The sequence below is a fragment of the Paraburkholderia sp. WS6 genome, from assembly GCF_030464835.1.
Classification (GTDB): domain Bacteria; phylum Pseudomonadota; class Gammaproteobacteria; order Burkholderiales; family Burkholderiaceae; genus Paraburkholderia; species Paraburkholderia madseniana.
In genome coordinates, this window is sequence record NZ_JALQCK010000009.1 from 54,732 (window position 1) to 76,420 (window position 21,689).

Consider the following 21,689-nt stretch of genomic DNA (forward strand, 5'->3'; position numbering starts at 1 on the left):
CAGCGGCTTCATCGAACGTTTACTACCCCGGCTACGTGACTGGAGCGGCGACAGCCGCCCCTGCGCCCGCCCACATCAGTACGGCGTTTGCGACGGGCGCGGTTTACGCTGCACTCCCGGCTGGCTGTATATCGCCCAGCGTTCGGGGCGGCACATACTACCTGTACGGCAGTACGTGGTTTCAACCCGCCTACGGCGCGAATGGCGTTTACTATCGCGTGGTGCAAGTGCCTTACGGAACGCCCAGAGTTGACTTGCTGCGCTCGCGTGGCGCAACCTTCGGAGTCAAATTGACGGCCGACTGGCGACGCTGCGCTTCGCACGGTATGGTGGGCGTTGCGGCCGGTAGCCTGTCCGCGTCGGGTCCAAGGTTCGCCTTCCAACACAACCGGAAAGAGTTAGGTTTGCTCGACCACCGCTGCCCTGCGTCCGTTTTGGATAACCATTGGCGCAGGGCTTACGACCAGAGACGGAGGATTGAACTGTGAGCGACTTCGTTATCGCGTTGATCGTGTTTGTATGTGTATTCGGCAGCGCGCTGCTTGGCTTGTACCTGCGTACCATGCTGCCGCAGCATCACCTTGGTGACGATTCAGTCGGTGTCGTAAAGCTGGCGACCGGCCTGATCGCGACGATGGCCGCGTTGGTGCTTGGCCTGCTGATCTCGTCGGCGAAAAGCTCATTCGATACAGTGAACAGTGAACTTGTGCACAATGCCGCCGGCGTCGTTCGCCTCGATCGCGTGCTGGCCCAATATGGACCTGAAACGCAGGAGGTCCGTGGCCTGATTAAGCAGAGCTACGGCACGTGGATCCAGACACTCGTTTCCCGCGACCCTGCGGAGGTGGCAGCGCTTGGCAGCGTCCAGGCGCTAAGAGGAATGGAAAGCCTTCAGCACAAGCTGAAAGAACTCTCGCCACGTAACGCAGAGCAGCGTGAGCTGCAGACGAACGCCATCCAGATTGCCGATGAAGTGCTGGCTGTGCGCGGACTGGCACTGCTGCAAGCGGTGGGCTCACTCCCCATACCGCTGCTGGTAGCCCTGGTGTTGTGGCTATCCATCATTTTCGGCGCGTTTGGCATGCTCACCCCCGCCAACGCTACGGTCATTGCAGCATTGTTTATGAGCGCGTTATCCACTTCGGTGGCAATTTTCCTGATACTGGAAATGACCAAGCCGCTCGATGGACTGTTTACAGTCTCATTTGCCCCTCTGCGCGCCGCGCTCGCCATACTTGCTCAGTAGCGCTGATCGCCGGGCAGTGGTCGCTGTCGCGCGCAAACTTGTCGTCATTCTGCACAGGATGTGGATCGGCGGTTCCGACTTACACGCCCACGTTGTTGAGCCGGCTGCCAGATTGCACATATACTGAAGTGACGCGCGGCCATGCGAATATTGGTTGCGCAGTTCTAGTGCCAGCGGGCCAGAGCGCGAGCATCGCGGCCGCTACTCTTATTGGAGTATGGTCCAATACCGCAGGTGGCAGTTGCGCCAACTGTCAGCGTCGCGTGAGCCTTGAGGTACCGTACCATGGAGGCAGAGATGCAGAGCGAACAGGTGTACTGGGTTTTCACCGTTACCGTCGATCAGATGGACAAGTTCAAGCCGCTAATACCAAAGCTTGTGGCCGCGACAGAGAAGGAGCCGGGCGCGCTGCAGTTTGAGCTCAACATCGCAGACGACCAGAAGACGGTTGACATCTTCGAACGCTACTCGGATTCGAAGGCGGCGCGGTTCCACCAAACGGAAGGCTTCGCCCCATTGTCGACGGAGTTCTTCGCTGTGGCCAAGCTCACTCGCTGGGTGATCTATGGCACGCCCTCGGACGAGTTCAAGAAGGCGAACGCCGACTTTCACCCGATTTATATGACGCGATCCGATGGTTTTGTCAGGTGACGGGATCGGCTCCTGAGCTTAAGGTCGCGAGTTTGGTAGTGGACATCAAACTGGCCCGAGTTACGTTCGGCGCGCAGCGGTAGCAATATCTCTTTTCGGTCCCGGCCGTGCATACTTGCAACGGCCGACGGCTGTTTTGGCCAAGAACGTGCCGGCCGGCATGACTGCACCAATGTCCGTTTCACTTCGGAAAAACACGGAAAAAAACATCATCGGGTTCCCAGAATACTGTACAGCAGATCGGGCTCGTCAACGGTCAGCTGCGGACTAGCCAGCTCACCCATTAAAATTGGGTGACCTACCACCCGTACTTGAGCTCGATGCCGGCGTAGTCAGCATTGCGCCCACCCGCCTGACGGATCGAGTTCCCCACCTGGAAGTGCACGGCTTCGATCGAACCAATGAGGTTCGCCGCAATCGTCCAGTCCGCGCGCAACTGCACATACATCCCCGTCCACAGGCTGCCTCTGCCCGCCGTGCCCGGTACAGCCTGATTCGCCTGCTGATACACGGCGTCGCCGGTCGTCTCGCGCCACTGGAAGCCCAGCGCGCCGAGCAGCGCCAGATTGGTCGTCGGCTTGAGCGTTATGGATGGTTTGATATGAATGAGGTTCGAGTAGCCCGTATAGCCCGCGAGCGTGAAGTAGTAGCCGTTCGGAAACAGCGTATTGAAGGTCTCGATTCTGCCGTCGTGCGGGTGCCGGTCGCCTGAAGCCGCGTCGACCTGCACAGCAACTTGCGGCGACCAGGGCATGTCGAGCTTGTAGGCCGCGATCGAGCCCATCGCCCACGCGAATATCGTGCTGTTACCGACCGTTCCCGTCTGCAGCATCCCTTCGACATCCCAATTGAAACGACCACGTGTGCCGGAGTAGCGCAAATCCCAGACATCGCGGCGCTCGACGCCGCTTGCATCCAGGTACCGCGCGTTGCTGCGGTTATAGCGCGACCAGTAGCCGGACAGATCGCCCGGCCCTACCGACTGGCGCTCGAAACGCACGCCGCTGAACGTGAGGTCGCGATTCGATACGTCGTCGAACGCGGTTGCGTCGCGGTTCTGCACGGGTTGCGTCGCGTAGGCGATAAAGCGCCACTTCTGGTATTCGTAGTCAGCCCAGAGCGCGTCGTACGTCTGGCGCACGTTCGGGCCGTCGCGCACGGAGATGAAACGCTGCAGGTCGAATGCCATCTCCTGGCGGCCGACACGAAACTTGAAGGTGCCGCCGCCGAGCGCGCCGGTGTAGGTGACAAACGCCTGTTCGAGATCGAGCGGGTTCTTGTCCACCGGGGTGACCACGTTCTTGCCCCACACGCGTGCATCCTCGATCTGCACGAAGAACTGCCAGTGCTCGCCGAGATGCGCATCGGCATGGACTTCGACGCGTTGCATCAGATACGTATCCGATTGCGTGCCGATGCCGAACAGCGGTGCGTTATTGGTTTCGACGCGCTCGCGCATATTCACGCCGAGCGACAGATACGATGCCGGGTCGCCGCCGAACGGAATGTACTTGAGGCCGTCGAGCGGTTCGTGCGGCACGCACGGATTCGCGAGCACCGACCAGTCTTCCTGCCAGCGGTTGAACATGACGACGGGCCGCTTTGCATTGCAGGTGCCTGCCGATGTGCTGCCGCTCGCAGGCGCTACCGTATCGGCGGCATCCGCCGCGAGGCTCATCCCGGTTGCGGGTTGCGCGACCGTATCCGCGAAGCTCGCGTCTGCACCCGTCAGCAACAGACCCGCGAAGGTCAGGGCATTGGCGGTCTTTTCGAATCGACTCCCCCGCATTGCAGTCGACACCATGGTTCCCCTCGCCATTGTCCGCGTGGGCTTATGTCCGGCCACCGCTCCGACTACGAATGCAACGCGTCATTGCGCCGATTTCGCGTGAATCTCGGCGATATAGCCGCCCGGGAACTCGACGATCGCGGCGTCGCGCCCGTCCGAAGTAAACGGCGGCACGAGCACCTGCACGCTCGCGGCCTTCGCCTTCTCCAGCGTCGCGGCGAGATTCGGCACTTCGTAGCCGGTCACTTCCCGCCCAAACGGATAGGGCAGACGGCCATCAGTCACGAGCACGGTCATCTTGCCGAAGCCCGACTCGATACGAATGCGGCGATACGTGTCGTTCGGCCGGCCGATTTCGATACCGGGCGCGTTGCCCACATCGGACACCACCCGGCCGTGCGAGAACTTCACGAAAGCGTGAACCAGCTTGCGCATGTTTTGCGGCGACACATAGACACGGTTCTCGGGAATGGTCTGCAGCGCATCGTAGTGCGGCGCCTGGGTATGCCAGTAGAGCTGCATTTTAAGGCCGCCAGGCCACGAGATGATGGCGTCGCGGCCGATCGGATCGGGGAACGTGTCGACGATCACGTCGGCGCCGAGCGCGCGCGCGGACTTCATCGCCGCGTCCATGTTGGTCACGAGGTAGCCCGTGCGCTCCTCGCCGAAAGGATACGGAATGGGCGTCTTGAAGCCGAACACGGAGATCGTGCCCGACGGCGTAAACACGAGCTGCGACATCGTCTGGCTCGGCGTTGGCGTGACCTGGAATACGCCCTGCTTCGACTTGTTGCCGCCAAACGTCGCGACGAAGCTATCGGTGAAGCGATCGAAGTCTTCCGCCGCAACGTACACGTGCGTCGTATCGTACTGCGGACCGACGGCGACGTACGGCGGCAAGACGGCCGGTGGGGGTGGCGTCGCGAACGCAACCGGCGCGGCGACAAGACCGCTCGCGATCAGCACGGCGAGCAACGCAGAGCGAATCGTTTTCATGACGGAATTTCCTTGTTGTTTCATCGTTCTGTCTGATCAATCAGGTGCGGCTGCCGCCGGCCGCACCTTTCGTATCGCCGAGCATGGTCGCGAGCACAAGCGCCGCGATCAGTCCCAGATGCTCGAAAAAACTGTTGAGCGCCATGAAGCTCGCGGCGCCGGTCTGGTTCCAGAAGTCGTTGGCGACCAGCATGGCGACGACGGTCAGCACACCGAGGCCGCCCGCGCCAATCCACGTGAAGCGGCGAAATACGACGCATAGCGATCCGCCTATCTCGACCGCGACCGCCAGCGCTGCCCAGAGCGCGGGCGGGTGCAGGCCGAAATGCGCCTGCTCCGCGATTGCACTGTCGAAATGCAGCGCCTTGTTAAAGCCGCCGATCAGCCAGGCCGATACGAGCGCGAGGCGCACGAGCGGCCCGACCCATGCCTGCGCAAGCAGCGTGCGGACCCATGCCGGGTCGCTGCGGCCGGAGAATGCCGTCACGTCAGATGGCCCAGCAGGAGCAACCGAGCGCGCCCCAGAAGCCCTTCGCATCCGCGGTCGGCAACGCGCGGCCCCATGCGCGCGCGTGTGCGTGGCCGTGCACATTGCACGCGCTCGCGCATCCGCACATCGCCGCGGTGGCCGCGCGCTGAAGCGGCGCGCCTTCGCGCTGCTGACTTACATCCCCACGACCCCAGCCGCCAAAGCCGCCGTACTGCCGCACCGGCGACCAGTCCGGCATCGCGGCCGGAATCGGCGCATCGTGCTGCGAGAACGGGCCCGCGCCCCAGACAATCTTGCCTCCCACCACCGTGAGCAACGCGGTGGTGCCGGCGATGTCGTCCTCGGCGCATGCGAAAAAGTCGCGGTCCGGCACCATCAGGTCCGCGAGCTGGCCGACTGCGATGCGGCCTTTCCTGCCTTCTTCGTTCGAGAACCAGGTGACGTACTCAGTCCACATGCGCAGGGCCGTCTCACGGTCGAGCAGGTTGCGCTGCGGATACATCCGCAGACCCGCGACCGTCTTGCCGGTCACCAGCCACGCAAGCGACACCCAAGGGTTGTACGACGCCACGCGCGTCGCATCGGTGCCGGCCGAGACCTTGATGCCCTTCTCCAGCATCTTCGCGACGGGCGGTGTGGCTTGCGCCGCCTCTGCGCCATAGCGCTCGACGAAGTACTCGCCCTGGTAAGCCATCCGGTGCTGCACCGCGATGCCGCCGCCGAGCGCCGCGATACGATCCATCGAACGCTCGGAGACGGTTTCCGCGTGATCGAAGAACCAGTTGAGGCCGGCGAGCGGAATGTCCTTGTCGACCTTCTCGAACACGTCGAGCGCGCGGCTGATGGTTTCGTCGTAGGTGGCGTGCAACCGCCACGGCCAGCGATTCTGCGCGAGCACGCGCACCACGCCTTCCAGTTCGCCCTCCATCTCGGGCGCCATGTCGGGTCGCGCCACGCGAAAGTCCTCGAAGTCGGCAGCCGAAAAGACCAGCATCTCGCCTGCGCCGTTGTGGCGGAAGTAATCCGTGCCGTCGTGATACCGGGACATGCTGGTCCAGTTCACAAAGTCTTCCTTCTCGGCCTTCGGCTTTTGCGTAAACAGGTTGTATGCGACTCGAACCGTCATCTCGCCCGCGTCGTGCAGCTTGCGGATGACTTCGTAATCCTCCGGGAAGTTCTGCGAGCCGCCGCCCGCATCGATCGCGCCGGTCACGCCAAGGCGGTTGAGTTCGCGCATGAAATGGCGCGTCGAGTTGTACTGGTACTCGGGCGGCAGCTTCGGTCCTTTGGCAAGCGTCGCGTAGAGAATCGATGCATTTGGATTCGCAAGCAGGAGGCCGGTGGGATTGCCCGCGCCATCGCGCAGGATCTTGCCTCCCGGCGGCTCCGGCGTGTCCTTCGTATAGCCGACCACACGCAGCGCGGCTGCGTTGAGCAGCGCTCGGTCGTACAAATGCAGGATGAACACGGGCGTATCGGGCGCCACCGCGTTGAGTTCCTCGATGCTCGGCAGGCGCTTCTCCTCGAACTGGTGCTCGGTAAAGCCGCCCACCACGCGCACCCATTGTGGCGCGGGTGTGATCGCGACCTGCTGCTTGAGCATTTCCATCGCCACGGCGAGCGAGCTCACGCCGTCCCAGCGCAGCTCCATGTTGTAGTTGAGGCCGCCGCGGATCAGATGCAGGTGATTGTCGATCAGGCCGGGCAGCGCGGGCCGGCCGCCCAGGTCGATGACCCGGGTCGAGCCGCCCGCGAGCGGCATCACATCGGCATCGCTGCCGACCGCGACGAAGCGGCCATCGGTCATTGCCACCGCGGTGGCGACCGGGTTCGAACGGTCCAGCGTCGTGAACCGTCCGTTATGCAGAATGAGATCGGGTTGGGTGCCGGTAGCGCTCATGTGCGTCTCCTCACTTCGCTCAATTCGCAAAATTCGTTTGATTCAATCAAAGACCGAGCAACTGCTTGAGCGTCGGGACGGCCAGAGCGCCGATCAACATGCCGAGCAAGCCGATGAGGGCAATCAGCGGCGGCGCAGGCGAGCGGACCTTGATCACGCTATAGATCACGCCTATCAGCACGCCCGCACCCAGTGACACCAGATACGGTTTCATATGATCACTCTCTCTGACAAATTAGCGTGCGGAACCGGGCGGTTCAGCTGTCCGGCGAAGCCAGGGCCGGCGCAAGCGAGGCGTCTGTGCTCAGGTGCTCGAGCCGCACGGCGTCGTGCGCATGAACACCCCGATGTCGTTCGGGTTGGACATGTCGCACTGCGCGCGTCACGGCGTTGCTCGACCTTCTCGTTGAGCATCTCGCTCACGTTCCGCAGACGGTGCGTGAGCGCGTCTTACTTCGCCGGCACGGCCGGCAGCGCCTCATGCGGCGTAGCCGTGCGCTGCGGCGCCTTGTGGACCATCGTGTAGGCATAGTCGATGCCCATGCCGTATGCGCCCGAGTGCTCCCTCGCGATTGCCATGATTTCGTCATAGGTCTCGCGGCGTGCCCAGTCGCGCTGCCATTCGAGCATGACCTGTTGCCACGTGACCGGCACGACGCCGGCCTGGGCCATGCGCTGCATCGCGAAATCGTGCGAATCCTTCGACATACCGCCCGACGCATCGGCCACCATGTAGATCTCGTAGTCGCCTTCGAGCATCGCGCAGAGCGCAAATGTCGTATTGCAGACTTCCGTCCACAGACCCGACACGATCACCTTCTTGCGCCCGTTCGCGGCCAGCGCGTCACGCACTTTCTGGTCGTCCCACGAGTTCATCGACGTGCGCTCGAGCAGCTTCATGCCCGGAAACACGTCGAGCAGTTCGGGATAGGTAAACCCCGAGAAGCCTTCCGACTCGACGGTCGTGATCGTGGTCGGAATCTTGAACACCTTGGCCGCCTTGGCCAGCCCGACGACGTTGTTCTTCAGCATCTGGCGGTCGATCGAATGTACGCCGAAGGCCATCTGTGGCTGCTGATCGATGAAGATGAGCTGGCTGTTCTGCGGGGTGAGTACTTCAAGCTTCGGATTGCTCATGACATGTATCTCCTTCGGTGCGGAGAAAACAAAACCTCGCCTCGCCGGCGTGACCGCGAGGAGTCCGATATCCATTGCGCTGGGGCATGCGTCGTCCAGCGTTAACATTTAATACTAAACCCGGCAAAAGAACACCCCGAAAAATGAGTGCGATTCCGAGAATTGCACCTTTAAGTGAACTTAACTACTCTTCCCTTACTCGATCAGACCCGAAACGCTTGTGAACAATCTGTTGAGCTGCGCCTGTCGCCGGCCGACCGTCAAGGAGACTCGCATCATGAAGCCGTATATCCTCTCGTTCCTTGCCGGAATTCTTGCCGGTATCGTTTACAGCGCGATCGGCGTGCAGTCGCCGGCGCCGCCCACCGTGGCACTGGCGGGCCTGCTCGGCATTCTGGCCGGCGAGCAGATCCTTCCCGTCGCACGTCGAATGCTATTGGGCGTCAAGCTCAAAGCGGCATGGAGCGAAGCGAAGTGCAGCCAGCACATGTTCGGCCCACTGCCCGGCGGCCACGTTTCCGATGTAGCCGCAAAGGACAAGCAACCATCTTGACCCATCATCCTTCACACAATTCCGTGCTGCACAATCTGCCTGCACGTGGATGAGCAACGTCGAGCTCTTTCATTACCTGCTGTTGTTGATCTGCGGCGCGGGCGCACTCACCTGGCTCGCCGAGCGCGTTGCGATCCCGCCCGCCTTCGTGCTGCTGCTCGGTGGCTGCGTGATCGCGGTCGCGGGCAAGCGCGTGCCCGAGATGGACCCGAACCTGATGCTCGCGGCCGTGTTGCCGCCGCTCTTGATGTCGAGTTCGTTCTACACGGCATGGAAGGAATTCCGCGAGGAGCTCGGCACGATCGTTTCTCTTGTGCTGGGCGCAGTGAGGGTCACGACCGCCGCGGTCGCCGTTGCCGTGCATGCGTTCAACCCAGGTCTGCCCTGGGCCGCATGCTTCGCGCTCGACGCGCTCGTCTTCATCCTGATCGGCCTCGCGCTGCACGGCATCCTGGCGCGCGTGAATTACGACGTCGCCGTCTTGATGGCCGGCTTGCGTGTCGCGCTGCCTGCAACAGCGGCTGCGATTGCGGTCCGCCTCCTGTGGGTGTGTGCTGCAATCTGGTTGCCGAGCCGCATGCTCGCGAAGCGTACGGGCAACCCGCCGTGGTCGGCCGGCGAAGCCGTCGTGCTGGGATGGTCGGGCATGCGCGGCGTCGTGAGTCTCGCGGCCGCTCTCGCGTTGCCAGGCAATTTCCCGGGCCGCGACCTGATCGTCTTCAGTACCTTCCTGCTCATCATTGCGACGCTCGTCGTGCAGGGCGGCAGTCTCGCGCCGCTCATCCGTCTGCTGAAGCTGCGCCCGGTCGCGCGACAGACCATGTCCGAGCACGAGACGCGTGCGCGCACCTTTGGGGCTTCGCTCGCCGTACTCGAAGAGATGGGCAAGCACGCGTCCGGCATCGAACGCGCAGCGCTCGAGCGGCTGCTCGCCGAATACCGGATCCGCGTCACGGCGAACGAAAACGCGCATGCGCTGGGAGTGGAACGGATCGAAGACCGCGCGCACTTTCTGCGTATCGAACTCAAGCTGGTCAGCGTGTCGCGCGAGGCGCTCCTTGGCCTGCATCGCGACGGCAAGGTCGACGATGGGGTCTTGCATCGCATCGAATCCGAACTCGATCTCGAAGAGCTTCGCCTGTTGCGCCTGCTCGAACCGTAAAGGCTGCGCGCCGGGCGCGTCGCCTTCGAAGCTTCAATTCACGGCATCCCGATCGATGCGCGATCCGCCACCCGTTCAACCCGCCGCACCTGATTCGAATCACCTGAAGCGAGAAACAAAGCAGCTTTGGCAACTTCGTCGGCTTCCCCCATGCGTCCCATCGGGATGGTAAATAAAATCCTCGCAATAGCGTCCGCAGGCTGCTGGCCAATGATCGGCGTATCAATTGGCCCCGATGGCCCTCACGGCTTCGTCGAGCTCTTTCTGGCGACGGCCGGTGATGAAGACGTAGGCGCCCTCGGCGACAAGGAACTTCGCGTGGGTCAAGGAAATCGCCTCAATGAAACGAGGCGAGCCTGGGAGCCGCGAATATCCGCTTGTCATATCGGTCACATCGTTAAAATAACTTTGCCAAACGGCCGATCCTCTATCAGGTGACGCAAGGCTTCGCGCGCTTCAGCGAGGGGATAGACCCGCTCGACGATCGGCTTGACTGATCCGCTTACGACTAACGGAATGATGTGCTGCCACGCAGTGGCGATCGCGGCCGGTGACTGGGCGAACAGGGAGAAGCCGGCCATCCGCGCGCGCTTCCAGATGAGATCCGTGACATCGATCGTGGTTTTGCGTCCTGCGGAATAGCCCAACGTGATCAGGACACCGCCGTGACCCAGGCTGCTCAACGCCTCACTCGTCACAGCGCTGCCGATGCTCTCGATGACGATATCGACGCCCTTGCCGGCCGTTATTCGACGAACGCCGTCAGCGAGACCTTCCTCGGTGAGGTCAATCACATCCTCAAAGCCAAGCTCGCGCGCTCTCGCGGCTTTCGCCGCGCTGCCCGCCGTGGAGATCACCTTGCCGGCGCCCTGCGCCCGTGCGAGCTGATAGGTCGCGTTGCCGACCGACCCGCCGATTCCTGGAGCCAGCACCGTCATGCCCGGCTTGAACCCGGCGTCGGTGAGGCTGATCTGTGCGGTCAGATAAGCCACCGGCATGCTGGCCGCGACGACGTCGCCGATCGAGTCAGGCGACGCCAGATGTTCCGGTCTCACCAGCAGCCATTCCTGCCATGCGCCATTCTCGCTAACGCCGTAGGGCCCGGTGAACATCACGCGGCTTCCCACCGCGAGCCCGGAGTCGCCTGCGTCCTCGACGACACCGACGCCCTCGTTGCCGAGCACCAGCGGCGCCTTGGCTCGAGGGTGTCCACCCGACAGGAGCGTGTATTCGAGGGGCGTGACACCAGCAGCCGTCACACGAACCAGCACCCTGCCCTTCGCCGGTTGCGGCTTGGGTAATTCAATCTGCCGCAACCCGTCATAGCCCGAAAAGGTTTCCGCTTCGATCACACGCATTGGTATATCCTATAAAGTAACAGACCTGTAACTTCATACTAGGTACCGATCTGTTACTTTGTCAACCAGAAAATCGAATCAAAGGAGTTTGCGGATATGAAGGCAGGAGCCAGACCTCGGCGGGGAGCCCCGCCCAAGGGCGAAGTGAGCGCGCGCGAGCGGATCCTCGCGACGGCAAGCGATCTGTTCTACCGCGAGGGCATACGTGCCATCGGCGTCGACACGGTCGTCGAGCAATCCGGGGTGTCGAAGACGAGCCTCTATCGCGTATTCGACTCCAAGGACGCTTTGATCTGCGCTTTCGCCGCCGAGAAAGATCGGTTGTTCTGGGCGTGGTGGGATGACGTTGAAAAGAAGCACGCCGATGACCCGCGCGCTTTGCTGCAGGCGCTGCTATCTGGAATCGCGAAACGGATTGCGCACCCCGCCTTTCGTGGCTGCCCCTTTCTTAATCTGATGGCGGAGTTTCCCGACGACAACCATCCTGGCCGGGTTATCGCCCGAGACAACAAAGAGGAAATGCAGGCGAGGCTCGCAGCGATCGTCGCCAAGCTGGGTGTTAGTAATCCCAACCGCACCGCGTCTCAGATAGCACTGGTCATCAACGGCGCGTATGTCACTGGTTCGATAGCGGAGTCGGCCAATCTGAAGGGCGACCTTATTGATGCCGCCACGAAGTTGTTGGCCTAGTCGAACGCCATCACTCGCTGGAATCGGTTCTTGCCTCGAATGCGTGAACGACGGCCGCCATGTCGGATTGCCCGTGCCCCAACGCCAACGTCTCGCCGAATAGCGCGTAGCAGACATCCAGTAGCGGTGACGCGACTCCGCCTGCTCTGGCCGCATCCGCAATCAAGCGATTATTCTCCAGCACATTGACGATCGACGCCTGCACTTCTTCGAAATCGCGTGTCACCAGCTTGTGTATTTTTACGCGCGAGATGCCGCTCGCCATCTGACCGGCGTCGACGATAGTGCGGAACTGCTGCATGTCGAGGCCATACCGTTCGGCAAAATGAGCCGCTTCCGCAAGGCCGGTGACTGTGGTCATTAGAAACAGGTTCACCGCGAGCTTCATGAGAAGCCCGTTCGGAACCGGACCGCACACCATTGTCTGCTGGCACATTGGCTCGAGCAAAGGGCGGACGCTTTCGATGGCCGCGTCTTCGCCTGCCAGCATCGCCAAGAGCTGCCCCGCTTCGGCGGGCTTGCGCGAGCCCGAGACGGGCGCTTCCACGTAGCTGCCGCCGGCTTTGCGAATGTCGGCGTCGAGTCCGCGCGAGTAGTCGGGCGAGGTCGTCCCCATGTGGACGATCGTGTGGTGCGCAACGTTCGCGCCGAACTGCGATGTGCCGCGGCCGAGGACGGCGTCCATTGCGTCGCCGTCGACCAGCATCAGGAATACCACGCGGCTCCGTATAAATATCTCGGCAGGAGTCGTCGCGACGGTTGCGCCCGCGGCTCGCAAAGATTCGCATCTGTCAGCGGAGCGATTCCAGACAATGAGTTGTGTGCCAGCGCGGGCCAGATTGAGTGCCATGGGCTGTCCCATGACGCCTAAGCCGATGAAACCGATGTCCATGAATATCCCGCCTTCCGGTATCAAGACGAATGGTGTTTCCGGCGCGGCACAACCATGTTCACGACATGCACGAGCACGGCCTCGTCGTCCTGGTTCAGCGTGGTCGTTCGGAGCTTGATCAGGCCCTGCTCCGGACGAGACTTTGACGGTCGCACCTCGATCACCTCGCACTCGACGCGCAACTCGTCACCGGGGCGCACGGGCCGGGGCCAGCGGCACTCGTCGAGGCCGGCGCCAATGAAGCCGCCAGCCGGCTTGAGTTCGGTCTCGATCATCAACCGCATCGTCACGGCGGCGGTGTGCCAGCCGCTGGCGGCCAGACCACCGAAAATCGAGTGGCGCGCCGCCGCCTCGTCGAGATGGAAGGGCTGCGGATCGAACTCGGCAGCGAACGCGAGGACCCGCTCCTTGTCGATGCGTAGCCGCCCTGAGCCGAACGTCTGCCCCACTGCAAAATCTTCCAGATAGCGCTGCTCGTTCAACTGATCCATGACCTGCCCACAATAAAGCGACTAACCTGTAACTAATTTTAATATTACGGACAGGTCTGTCACTTTGTCAAGCGAGAAATCGGAACGAGGGAGCATGCAGGCATGCCCTCTCCTGCCATGCCCAAAACGCATGCCGCCCTGCTTACAAGGTCTTTGTCGCACCCGTCACGGAAACCTACAATCGTTGCAGCAACATACATCGAACATTTGTACTGCAAATCTATTTTTTGATTCAGTGACGCGGTGAATCGCTCACGCATACTCCAGGAAATCAAATGTCTGAATTAGCCCAAAAAGTAGCACTCGTTACCGGTGGCTCACGCGGCATCGGTGCGGCAATCGCGAAACGTCTGGCCGCGGATGGAGCGAGTGTGGCCTTTACATATGCGAAGGACGCCAGCGCGGCATCGGCGGTGGTCAAAGAGATCGAACTCAATGGCGGAACGGCTATCGCGATCCAGGCGGACGCTACTGACGTCAAAGCTGTCGAAGCCGCGGTCGAAAAAACTTTTGCGACCTTCGGCCGGCTGGATGTGCTGGTGAACAATGCCGGCACGGCCATTCCGAAACCGTTCGAAGACACGACACTGGAGGAGATGGATAGAGTAATCGACATCAACATCCGCGGCGTTTTCGCTACGACCAAGGCGGCGCTGAAGCACCTGAGTGATGGTGGGCGCATCATCATGATCGGTTCGGCGGTGGGCGAGCGTGCTATTGCGCCCGGGCTGGTGCCCTACGCAGCCACGAAAGCGGCCGTCAGGATGTTCACCCAGGCGCTGTCCAGAGAGCTGGGAAGCCGGGGCATCACGGTCAACAACGTCCAGCCGGGACCGATCGATACAGACTTGAATCCCGCCTCAGGCGATTGGGCGGTGCCGCAGAAGGCCGCCACAGCGCTCGGCCGCTACGGGCGCGCTGAGGAAATCGCCGCAATGGTAGCGTTCGTCGCCGGCCCAGAGGCCTCGTACGTTACCGGGACGAATCTTACGGTTGATGGTGGGATGAATGCCTGAGCGCAATCAATTACTCGACCTACGGATTTGAAGAAGGTCAACGTCCGTGTGGACGCAACGGAGAGTTGATGAGCTAACGCAGTCGGCTCTCCGTTAAAGATCCCGCAAGGTGACCAGGCCGCGCCGATGCAGGTCGCAGGCGCGACCTGTGTCTGAGTCGCTTATCGCGAGACATGAGTTGGACTCAACTAGCGAGCACCGTGTTTGTTCACCCGGAAGATATCATTGTGGCCTTGCGGGGGTGCACGCCAGTATGACGGCGGTGCGTCGACCGACCCACCAAGAGCAAAGGCGGCGTGCCATGGCCATCGCGGATCGTAGAGCATGCCCCTTGCAAGTGCCACAAAGTCTGCCTCGCCATTACTAATGATCTGGGTGGCCGAATGAGGATCGGTGATAAGGCCAACTGCGATCGTAGCTATCCCGACCTCGCGTCTTATCCGCTCAGCGAAAGATGCCTGATAGTTCGGCCCTACCGGGATCTTCTGCTTCGGCGAGATCCCGCCAGAAGAGGCTGTGATCCAATCTGCGCCGCGCTCTTTAAGGCGCTTGCCAAGCTCGATGGTTTCGTCGACGCGCCAGCCACCCTCTACCCAATCTGTCGCCGAAACTTTAACGCCGACAGGTTTTTCGTCTGGAAAGGCAGCACGGACCGACTCGAATACCTCAAGTGGAAATCTCAGCCGATTGGCAAGCGCCCCGCCATAAATATCTTCGCGTCGATTGGATACCGGAGATAGAAATTCATGCAACAGATAACCGTGCGCGGCGTGAATCTCCAGTCCGTCGACACCGATCTCGGCGGCGCGTCTGGCCGAATCGGCGAAAGCGCGCGCAATCCTCTCGAGCCCCTCAGGACACAGTGCGTCTGGCACTTCTTCGCCGTCGATCTGCGGCAACGCAGAGGGCGCAAAGGTCGCCCAGCCGCTGTCAGCCTTCGATATCTGCTGACCGCCGTTCCACGGCTCACGGCTTGAGCCCTTTCTTCCTGCATGGCCAATCTGGAGGACGATCTTCGTATCGAAGGTTTTCCTGACGAACGAGACGACTTCTTCAAGAGAAGCCTGTGTTCTGTCGTCCCAGAGACCCAGGTCGCCGGGAGTGATACGTCCGGCTGGTTCGACAGCGGTGGCCTCTAAAAACAACAGGCCCACGCCAGAGGCCGCCATAGTGGCGTAATGAGCCTGGTGCCACTCGGTGGCCTGCCCGTCCTTTGCGACGTACTGGCACATCGGCGAAACAGCAATGCGGTTGCTGGCCAACACCCGTCTGAATTGATATTTGGAGAACAATGACGTCATAGCCATTCCTTTTCAAAGACTCAAAGCGACTTACACCTGGTAGCCACTCGCTCAATCCGCTCGCCGTTCTGCATACCTGCGGAACACCGGAAATGGGCGCGAGGCAGAGAGCCAGAAACTAACGAACCCGAGCGCGACGATGGTGAACGACGCCGTTGTAACAGCCTCGGCGAGTCCCCAGGTCCTCGCCATCCCGCCCAATACAAGGGCGAACATACCCATCGAGAGATACCCGATCAGATAAAACGCGGAAAGAATGCCGCCGCGATGCTCGGCCGGCGCGGAAGAGTTCAATACAGAAAGCGCTCCCATGAACAGGAGTGCATAACCGCCTCCGGCGAGCGACGTAGAGGCGAGGAGCATCGACAAGCTGACCCAGCTCACCGCGAGCCACAACAGGAGTAGCCCAAGTGAAGCCGTTATCGCCCCCAGAAGGAGCAGCAGCCTGGGGGACAGCTTTCTGCAGAGAACTGTGATTACAGCAGATACGATTGCGAAGCTTGCCAGGATCGCACCGTTCGTGAATGCGTTGACGGACCCTACCAGGTCATGCGCCACCTGGCCACCGAGGGATAGCAGAATCGCGCCCGATGCGAACGCAATGACAGCAGCAAGCGATGCGATAGCGAAAGCGTTCCGGCAATCTGCGGGAACGCGCGGCATGCGCACGGACCATCGCGTGTCTTGTCCGCCATGACGTGGCATGAACCAGACTCCGACGATCAGAACGACGATGACGACAGCAAGCACAAGGAAGTTCAACTGCAGAGGCCACGGCGCATACTGAATCAGCGCTCCCCCGAGAAGCAGGCCCGTCGCGAAGCCAATACCCTGAGCGATGTTGGTCGCCGCAGCCGAGCGCTCCGGATCTTCGTCAGAACTGAACTCTAAAATGGCTGCAGTTGACGAACCACTGCCAAGTCCGACACCGATCCCCATCAGCGCGCGTCCAACGAGAAGCCATCGGATATCGGGCGCGACGGTCATGACGAGCACACCGACGAGCGAACATGTGAGGGCAATCAACATCGTCATGCGACGACCGACCTGGTCGGACAAGCCACCTAGCAGAACGAGCGTACTAACAACGAAAATGGGATAGATGGTGAATACCCCGGCGGTGTCCACCAGCGAGAGATTCCACTTTTGCGCGTAGAGCCGATAGCTAAGCGCGGGTGCCGCACTCGTCCATAGCGTATGAGTGCTGACACCAAACGATACCCAAAAACTCGCCCTGCGATCCAGAGTTCGGCTACGTCGAGCTGCGGTGTTCTGCACATGTCCGTCACTGGCCTTTGATCTGATCACTCGAATCATCCTATTCACTCGCACTGAAGCTTGTTGTGTCGACATGGCCGTCGATCAGCGCGAACCACAGCTTGTAGCCGTCAGGCCTCACTTTCCTGCGTATTAGCCATGACCGATATAGAACTTCCCAGTTGGCTTCGAGATGAGCAGTCGGCAGCGCGCCGAGCAGGCTCGCTGAATATACGAGTGGGAACCCGGTGTTGAAAAAGACTTTGTTTATCTACCGCGATGCCTCAGAGGCATGCAATTGGCTCTGGCGGAAGACAGCATTTCGCGCGCGTGTCGAAACATCCGTCGGCGCCGGAGGGCGAGCTTTGAGTTCTGAAGGGAGCGAAAATGCGTATGAGCGAGCGTCGCTGTGTCGTGGCAGCTATGCCACGGATGCTTGATTTTCGGCCGCTATCGATCTGCAGCGGGCGAGTAGATGGTCGATTCTGGAAAGAAACAAACTCAATATCGGCGAAGTGTTGGCCCGGCTATAGCCGATGACCAGGTCGATAGTCGGCGGTTCAACAGCAAGTGGACGGCTTGTCACCGACGAAGGAAGGAAATTCCTGGCGTAACACGGAAGCAACGCGAGACCGCGCGTCGATGCCACCATTGACACCGCCATCGCGAGGTTATCCACTTCGTAGCTTGCACGTATGTCGAGGCCTGACTGCAGGATAAACTCGTCGATGACGGTCCGGACAGTAGGAGCCGTGTGCGAAACGGTGATGAACGTCTCGCCGATGAACTGCTGAAGAGCGATCTTTTCGCAAGCTGCGAGAGGGTGATCACTTGGCAAAACCACAAACAATGGCTCCTTGACAACAAGCCGGTACTCCAGGTCCGGTACGTTTGGCTCCGGTCGCATGAATGCGAGGTCGAGATCGCCTTTCACCAGGGCATCGCGAAGCGACGGCGAGTATTGGCTGGAGACCGTAACCTCAATTTTCGGGAGTTCGTCGCGGAGAACCCGCATCGCCTCCGGCAACCACTCTATCTCCTGCCCAGTAAGGAATCCAAGCGCAAATACGGGCTTTAAACGGTGCGCCGCCCGTCGAGCCGCTTCAATGGCGGACTGCGCTTGCGCTAACGTTCCACGAGCGTGCTCGAGGAAAGCCTGACCTGCCGCTGTCAATTCAACTCCGCGGGCGCCGCGTATCAGCAAATCGACACCCACCTCCTCTTCAAGATCGCGGATCTGACGGCTGAGGGAGGGTTGGGCCGTATGCAGCCGCTGTTCGGCCGCCGTCGTGAAGCTACCCGTCTCCGCGACAGCGACAAAGTAGCGAAGATGTCGAAGCTCCATTGTTCTCTCCCCATGCCTGCCGAATATGGCTCCAGATATACAAAGTCTTATTCCGAGCCGCCGAAACATTCTACGCTTAAGCCACATCTGAGTTTCAACCCAGAATTGACCGCGAATTTGGCCAGGTGACGCCATGCGAACCCGAGCAACAACGGTCAACCCATACCTCTGAGGACTTAACGTGACGAATCGTGTTGTTCTAATTACCGGCGCCCTGACGGGAATTGGCCGGGCCGCAGCGTTCGCTTTTGCGCAGGATGGGGCACGGGTGGTGATTTCCGGTCGCAGGAAGGCCGAAGGCAAAGCGCTGGAAGAAGAATTGCGCCGCCTCGGTGCCGAGGCCGAGTTCGTCATTGCTGACGTACGTCGCGAGGACGAAATGAGCGCCCTCGTTGACAGGGCGGTGACGCGCTTCGGCCGGCTCGATGTCGTCGTCAACAATGCGGGCGTCGAGGGCAAGCCAGGCCCTGTTACCGATGTATCTGCCGACGCCTACGCAGCTTTGTTCGACACCAACGTGCTGGGAACGCTATGGGGGCTCAAACACGCTTTACGCATCATGCAGCCGCAGGGCAGCGGGAACGTCGTCAACATCTCATCGACGTTCGGAGAGCGTGGCGCCGCCAACTTCTCGCTCTACGCGGGCAGTAAGCACGCTGTGGAAGGAATCACGAAGTGCGCCGCGATCGAGGCCGCGGCTTACGGTGTCCGCGTGAATGCGGTGGCTCCTGGGCCGACCGAGACAGCAATGCTGGACCGCCTCACTGGTTCAACCGAAAAGAGTGCGGCGTTCTACTCCGCCGTACCGCTCAAGCGCGGCGCCACGCCTGAGGAAATCGCCGATGCGGTCGTCTTTGTCGCGTCAGACAAGGCAGCCTTTATCACCGGACAAATCATCAGAGTAAACGGCGGCAAGACGGCGAGTTGACGATAATCGATTCGATTCTGACGCGCCTGGAAAGCGTCGCTGCCAACGTTATTTACAGGAACTTGTATGTCAAAGCTTTTCTCACCGATCCGCATCGGCGCGGTCGAACTGTCGCACCGTGTGGTGCTTGCGCCGCTTACGAGAATGCGGGCAGACGTCCCCGGCAACGTGCCAGGCGACCTGATGATCACATACTACGAACAGCGTGCATCTCAAGGAGGGCTTCTGATAGCGGAGGCTACGTTCATCACGCCAGCAGGGAATGGGGGTTATGGATCACCTGGAATCTATACCGACGAACAGGTGGCAGGATGGCGGAGAGTTGTCGACGCAGTACACGCGAAGGGTGGACGGATCTTCCTGCAACTTTGGCACGTTGGGCGACAATCGCATGTCGATCTTCAGCCAAACGGCCAGGCACCGATTGCGCCGTCCGTGACCCATGCCGAAGTTCGGGCCCTTCTGGCGAGCGGCCCTAGTGCCGCGTCTGTTCCGAGAGCAATCGAACTCTCCGAAATACCGGGGCTTGTCGACGACTATCGTCAAGCGGCCCGACGAGCGAAAGAGGCCGGCTTCGACGGTGTAGAACTACACGCCGCGAATGGCTATCTCATCGACCAGTTTCTTCAGGACAACTCCAATCTACGTACAGATGCATACGGTGGCTCTGTAGAAAATCGCGCCCGCTTTCTCCTCGAAGTTGTCGATGCAGTGGCAAGCGTCTGGGGTCCTGATCGTGTCGGTGTTCGCATTGGACCAAGCAACAAGTTCGGTGGCATGGGCGACAGCTCACCCGCAGTGACTTTCCCTTACGTTGCCCGCGCGCTATCGGCATATGGGTTGGCTTATCTTCATGTCATTGAACCGCGGGTCACAGGAAACGTCTCAGACGACTCGCAGAGCCCTGTGGCGGCCGGGCAACTCCGACCTCTATTCGGTGGTCCGGTGATCGCCGCTGGCGGCTTTGACGCAACCGGTGCTGAAGCAATCATTCGAGCGGCCGACGCGGACCTTGTCGCGTTCGGCAGGCACTTCCTCGCAAATCCGGATCTTCCCGAGCGGATGAAGCGCGATCTCCTACTCAATCCCTACGACCGCGACACGTTTTACTACGGTGGGAAAAAGGGCTATGCCGATTACCCGATATACGAGGCCAAACATTGACCAAGGAGATCAGATGCGTCGGCTTTCGCAAGCTCGCGGCACGCGACGCCGACGCCGACGCACCTGGATCAGAAACTCGAGCGTGGCCCGAGTGTGACCTTGGCCAGATGCCCTGGAACTAGAGAATGATCTTCGATCACCGTACTTACACCATCAAGCCGAACCGGCTCGCCCGATTCCTGGAGACCTACGAGCGCCTGGCGTTGCCGCTTCAGCGAAAATATCTCGGCGAGCCCTATGGTTTCTTTGTGACCCATATCGGGCCGCTTAGCCGGGTTGTTCATCTCTGGCAATACGATAGTTTGGCGGATCGCGAGCAACGCCGCGACGCCATGGAAGCAGATCCGGAGTGGCAAGCATACCGGCGCGTCGCGCTAGAAGAAGACACGCTTGTCGATATGGAAAATCTGATTCTTAAGCCTGTTCCCTTCTTCCAACCTCGTTCAGTCACAAGTCAATAGCTGGCCTTCTCCGACTATATCGTCGCCCCCGACGATGCAACTTCAGTATGCCGAAATGGACCTTTCCATGGTGCACGACTTCGACCCACCAACGTCCGTTACCTCATCAGACATAAGGGATTGACAAAATGCCAATCGAAACACCTCTCCTGTACGAGTCTAAAGGCTCACCAAACGCCCGTCGTGTTCGTGTCTTTGTCGCCGAGAAGGGTATCGAAATTGCACAACGAACGATTGATCTTGGTAGCAGAGAGCAATTTTCAGACGCTTTCAAGGCGGTGAATCCGCGAATGCAGGTTCCTGCGTTGCAACTCGCCGATGGAACAGTAATCACTGAAGTGCCCGCAATTTGGCGCTATCTTGAGGAAACCTATCCACACAAGCCCCTTCTTGGTGCGACAGCCAAGGGCAAGGCACTCGTCACCATGTGGGAGCGACGCGCGGAGCTGGATGGTTTCGCCGCGGTCATGGAAGCCGTTCGAAATGCTCTGCCCGGGTTGAAAGGACGAGCATTGTCTGGGCCGCACGATTACGAGCAGATTCCCGCATTGGTCGAGCGTAGCAAGCAGCGCGTGTTGAACTTCTTCGCAGATTTCAATGCACGACTCGAAAGTGCCCCGTTTGTCGCTGGCGACGAATTCTCAGTAGCAGACGTTACGACCCTCGTTACCGTCGATTTCGCGGCAAATGCTCTGAAAATGCCGATTCCCGAATCTCACCAATCGTTCAGGCGCTGGTACGAAAGCATCTCGTCCCGGCCGGCTTCGAGCGCATGATCGCGACATCGCCGACAGTTCAGATTCAGGGCAAGTTCGTGCGTAAGCCTCAATTCTGAACACTACTCGAACGTAGAAATAATCCT

23 protein-coding genes are annotated in these 21,689 nt (G+C 60.4%); 10 read left to right on the forward strand and 13 right to left on the reverse strand.

Annotated elements, in window-relative coordinates; translation table 11 throughout:
* The first annotated feature begins 484 nt into the window (after nucleotides 1-484).
* Both M0D64_RS13265 and M0D64_RS13270 read left to right on the forward strand, forming a co-directional pair.
* On the forward strand, nucleotides 485-1,246 hold the full coding sequence (locus M0D64_RS13265) for a DUF4239 domain-containing protein (protein ID WP_266258012.1): 762 nt from the start codon (nucleotides 485-487) through the stop codon (nucleotides 1,244-1,246).
* A 297-nt stretch (nucleotides 1,247-1,543) separates the two neighbouring features.
* Entirely contained in the window at nucleotides 1,544-1,897 is a 354-nt protein-coding gene (locus M0D64_RS13270) for a putative quinol monooxygenase (protein WP_266258013.1), read from the forward strand.
* A gap of 298 nt (nucleotides 1,898-2,195) precedes the next feature.
* Here the strand turns inward: M0D64_RS13270 and M0D64_RS13275 are convergent, their stop codons facing one another.
* From M0D64_RS13275 to M0D64_RS13300, 6 genes are all read right to left on the reverse strand, one after another.
* Complete coding sequence (locus M0D64_RS13275; RefSeq protein ID WP_266258014.1) at nucleotides 2,196-3,701, reverse strand: alginate export family protein; 1,506 nt, start codon at nucleotides 3,699-3,701, stop codon at nucleotides 2,196-2,198.
* A gap of 66 nt (nucleotides 3,702-3,767) precedes the next feature.
* On the reverse strand, nucleotides 3,768-4,682 hold the full coding sequence (locus tag M0D64_RS13280) for a glyoxalase (protein WP_171926429.1): 915 nt from the start codon (nucleotides 4,680-4,682) through the stop codon (nucleotides 3,768-3,770).
* Nucleotides 4,683-4,722: 40 nt separating this feature from the next.
* A complete protein-coding gene (locus M0D64_RS13285; RefSeq protein WP_266258015.1) occupies nucleotides 4,723-5,169 on the reverse strand; it encodes a DoxX family protein in 447 nt (148 codons plus the stop codon).
* Between the two features lies 1 nt (nucleotide 5,170).
* Nucleotides 5,171-7,072, reverse strand: coding sequence for an amidohydrolase (locus M0D64_RS13290; RefSeq protein WP_266258016.1), 1,902 nt, complete (start codon nucleotides 7,070-7,072; stop codon nucleotides 5,171-5,173).
* 46 nt (nucleotides 7,073-7,118) lie between these two features.
* A complete protein-coding gene (locus M0D64_RS13295; RefSeq protein ID WP_171926426.1) occupies nucleotides 7,119-7,286 on the reverse strand; it encodes a DUF1427 family protein in 168 nt (55 codons plus the stop codon).
* Nucleotides 7,287-7,522: 236 nt separating this feature from the next.
* Nucleotides 7,523-8,209, reverse strand: coding sequence for a hydrolase (locus M0D64_RS13300; protein ID WP_154561419.1), 687 nt, complete (start codon nucleotides 8,207-8,209; stop codon nucleotides 7,523-7,525).
* A gap of 277 nt (nucleotides 8,210-8,486) precedes the next feature.
* Between M0D64_RS13300 and M0D64_RS13305 the strand changes: the two genes are divergently transcribed.
* Together M0D64_RS13305 and M0D64_RS13310 are read left to right on the forward strand one after the other, a co-directional pair.
* The gene (locus M0D64_RS13305; RefSeq protein ID WP_154561421.1) at nucleotides 8,487-8,762 is read left to right on the forward strand and encodes a XapX domain-containing protein; all 276 of its coding nucleotides are present in this window, start codon (nucleotides 8,487-8,489) and stop codon (nucleotides 8,760-8,762) included.
* 49 nt (nucleotides 8,763-8,811) lie between these two features.
* Nucleotides 8,812-9,924, forward strand: coding sequence for a cation:proton antiporter (locus M0D64_RS13310; protein WP_266258017.1), 1,113 nt, complete (start codon nucleotides 8,812-8,814; stop codon nucleotides 9,922-9,924).
* 38 nt (nucleotides 9,925-9,962) lie between these two features.
* Here the strand turns inward: M0D64_RS13310 and M0D64_RS44885 are convergent, their stop codons facing one another.
* Both M0D64_RS44885 and M0D64_RS13315 read right to left on the reverse strand, forming a co-directional pair.
* A complete protein-coding gene (locus M0D64_RS44885) occupies nucleotides 9,963-10,151 on the reverse strand; it encodes a hypothetical protein (RefSeq protein WP_171926445.1) in 189 nt (62 codons plus the stop codon).
* A 162-nt stretch (nucleotides 10,152-10,313) separates the two neighbouring features.
* On the reverse strand, nucleotides 10,314-11,282 hold the full coding sequence (locus M0D64_RS13315) for a zinc-binding alcohol dehydrogenase family protein (RefSeq protein WP_266258018.1): 969 nt from the start codon (nucleotides 11,280-11,282) through the stop codon (nucleotides 10,314-10,316).
* Between the two features lie 96 nt (nucleotides 11,283-11,378).
* On the opposite strand from M0D64_RS13315, the gene M0D64_RS13320 reads away from it, so the two are divergent.
* Entirely contained in the window at nucleotides 11,379-11,972 is a 594-nt protein-coding gene (locus M0D64_RS13320; protein WP_171926422.1) for a TetR/AcrR family transcriptional regulator, read from the forward strand.
* Nucleotides 11,973-11,982: 10 nt separating this feature from the next.
* Here the strand turns inward: M0D64_RS13320 and M0D64_RS13325 are convergent, their stop codons facing one another.
* Nucleotides 11,983-12,864: an NAD(P)-dependent oxidoreductase gene (locus M0D64_RS13325; protein WP_266258019.1), complete on the reverse strand. Its 882-nt coding sequence runs from the start codon at nucleotides 12,862-12,864 to the stop codon at nucleotides 11,983-11,985.
* 20 nt (nucleotides 12,865-12,884) lie between these two features.
* Nucleotides 12,885-13,346 carry a MaoC family dehydratase gene (locus M0D64_RS13330; protein WP_199203044.1) on the reverse strand — a complete coding sequence of 154 codons (462 nt, stop codon included), beginning with the start codon at nucleotides 13,344-13,346 and terminating at the stop codon, nucleotides 12,885-12,887.
* Between the two features lie 284 nt (nucleotides 13,347-13,630).
* On the opposite strand from M0D64_RS13330, the gene M0D64_RS13335 reads away from it, so the two are divergent.
* Nucleotides 13,631-14,371, forward strand: a complete 741-nt coding sequence (locus M0D64_RS13335) for an SDR family NAD(P)-dependent oxidoreductase (protein ID WP_266258020.1) — start codon at nucleotides 13,631-13,633, stop codon at nucleotides 14,369-14,371.
* Between the two features lie 188 nt (nucleotides 14,372-14,559).
* On the opposite strand, the gene M0D64_RS13340 is transcribed toward M0D64_RS13335, so the two are convergent.
* From M0D64_RS13340 to M0D64_RS13350, 3 genes are all read right to left on the reverse strand, one after another.
* Nucleotides 14,560-15,672 carry an NADH:flavin oxidoreductase/NADH oxidase gene (locus M0D64_RS13340; RefSeq protein ID WP_266258021.1) on the reverse strand — a complete coding sequence of 371 codons (1,113 nt, stop codon included), beginning with the start codon at nucleotides 15,670-15,672 and terminating at the stop codon, nucleotides 14,560-14,562.
* A 51-nt stretch (nucleotides 15,673-15,723) separates the two neighbouring features.
* The gene (locus M0D64_RS13345; RefSeq protein WP_266258022.1) at nucleotides 15,724-17,025 is read right to left on the reverse strand and encodes an MFS transporter; all 1,302 of its coding nucleotides are present in this window, start codon (nucleotides 17,023-17,025) and stop codon (nucleotides 15,724-15,726) included.
* A 325-nt stretch (nucleotides 17,026-17,350) separates the two neighbouring features.
* Nucleotides 17,351-18,274, reverse strand: coding sequence for a LysR family transcriptional regulator (locus tag M0D64_RS13350; RefSeq protein WP_266258024.1), 924 nt, complete (start codon nucleotides 18,272-18,274; stop codon nucleotides 17,351-17,353).
* A gap of 181 nt (nucleotides 18,275-18,455) precedes the next feature.
* Here M0D64_RS13350 and M0D64_RS13355 point away from each other — a divergent pair, with 181 nt between their 5' ends.
* The 4 genes from M0D64_RS13355 to M0D64_RS13370 all read left to right on the forward strand — a co-directional run bounded on the left by M0D64_RS13355 (nucleotide 18,456) and on the right by M0D64_RS13370 (nucleotide 21,603).
* Entirely contained in the window at nucleotides 18,456-19,202 is a 747-nt protein-coding gene (locus M0D64_RS13355) for an SDR family NAD(P)-dependent oxidoreductase (protein ID WP_266258025.1), read from the forward strand.
* A gap of 66 nt (nucleotides 19,203-19,268) precedes the next feature.
* Nucleotides 19,269-20,366, forward strand: a complete 1,098-nt coding sequence (locus tag M0D64_RS13360) for an alkene reductase (RefSeq protein WP_266258026.1) — start codon at nucleotides 19,269-19,271, stop codon at nucleotides 20,364-20,366.
* Between the two features lie 125 nt (nucleotides 20,367-20,491).
* The gene (locus M0D64_RS13365) at nucleotides 20,492-20,827 is read left to right on the forward strand and encodes an NIPSNAP family protein (RefSeq protein ID WP_266258027.1); all 336 of its coding nucleotides are present in this window, start codon (nucleotides 20,492-20,494) and stop codon (nucleotides 20,825-20,827) included.
* A gap of 128 nt (nucleotides 20,828-20,955) precedes the next feature.
* The gene (locus tag M0D64_RS13370; protein WP_266258028.1) at nucleotides 20,956-21,603 is read left to right on the forward strand and encodes a glutathione S-transferase family protein; all 648 of its coding nucleotides are present in this window, start codon (nucleotides 20,956-20,958) and stop codon (nucleotides 21,601-21,603) included.
* The last annotated feature ends 86 nt before the right edge of the window (nucleotides 21,604-21,689 follow it).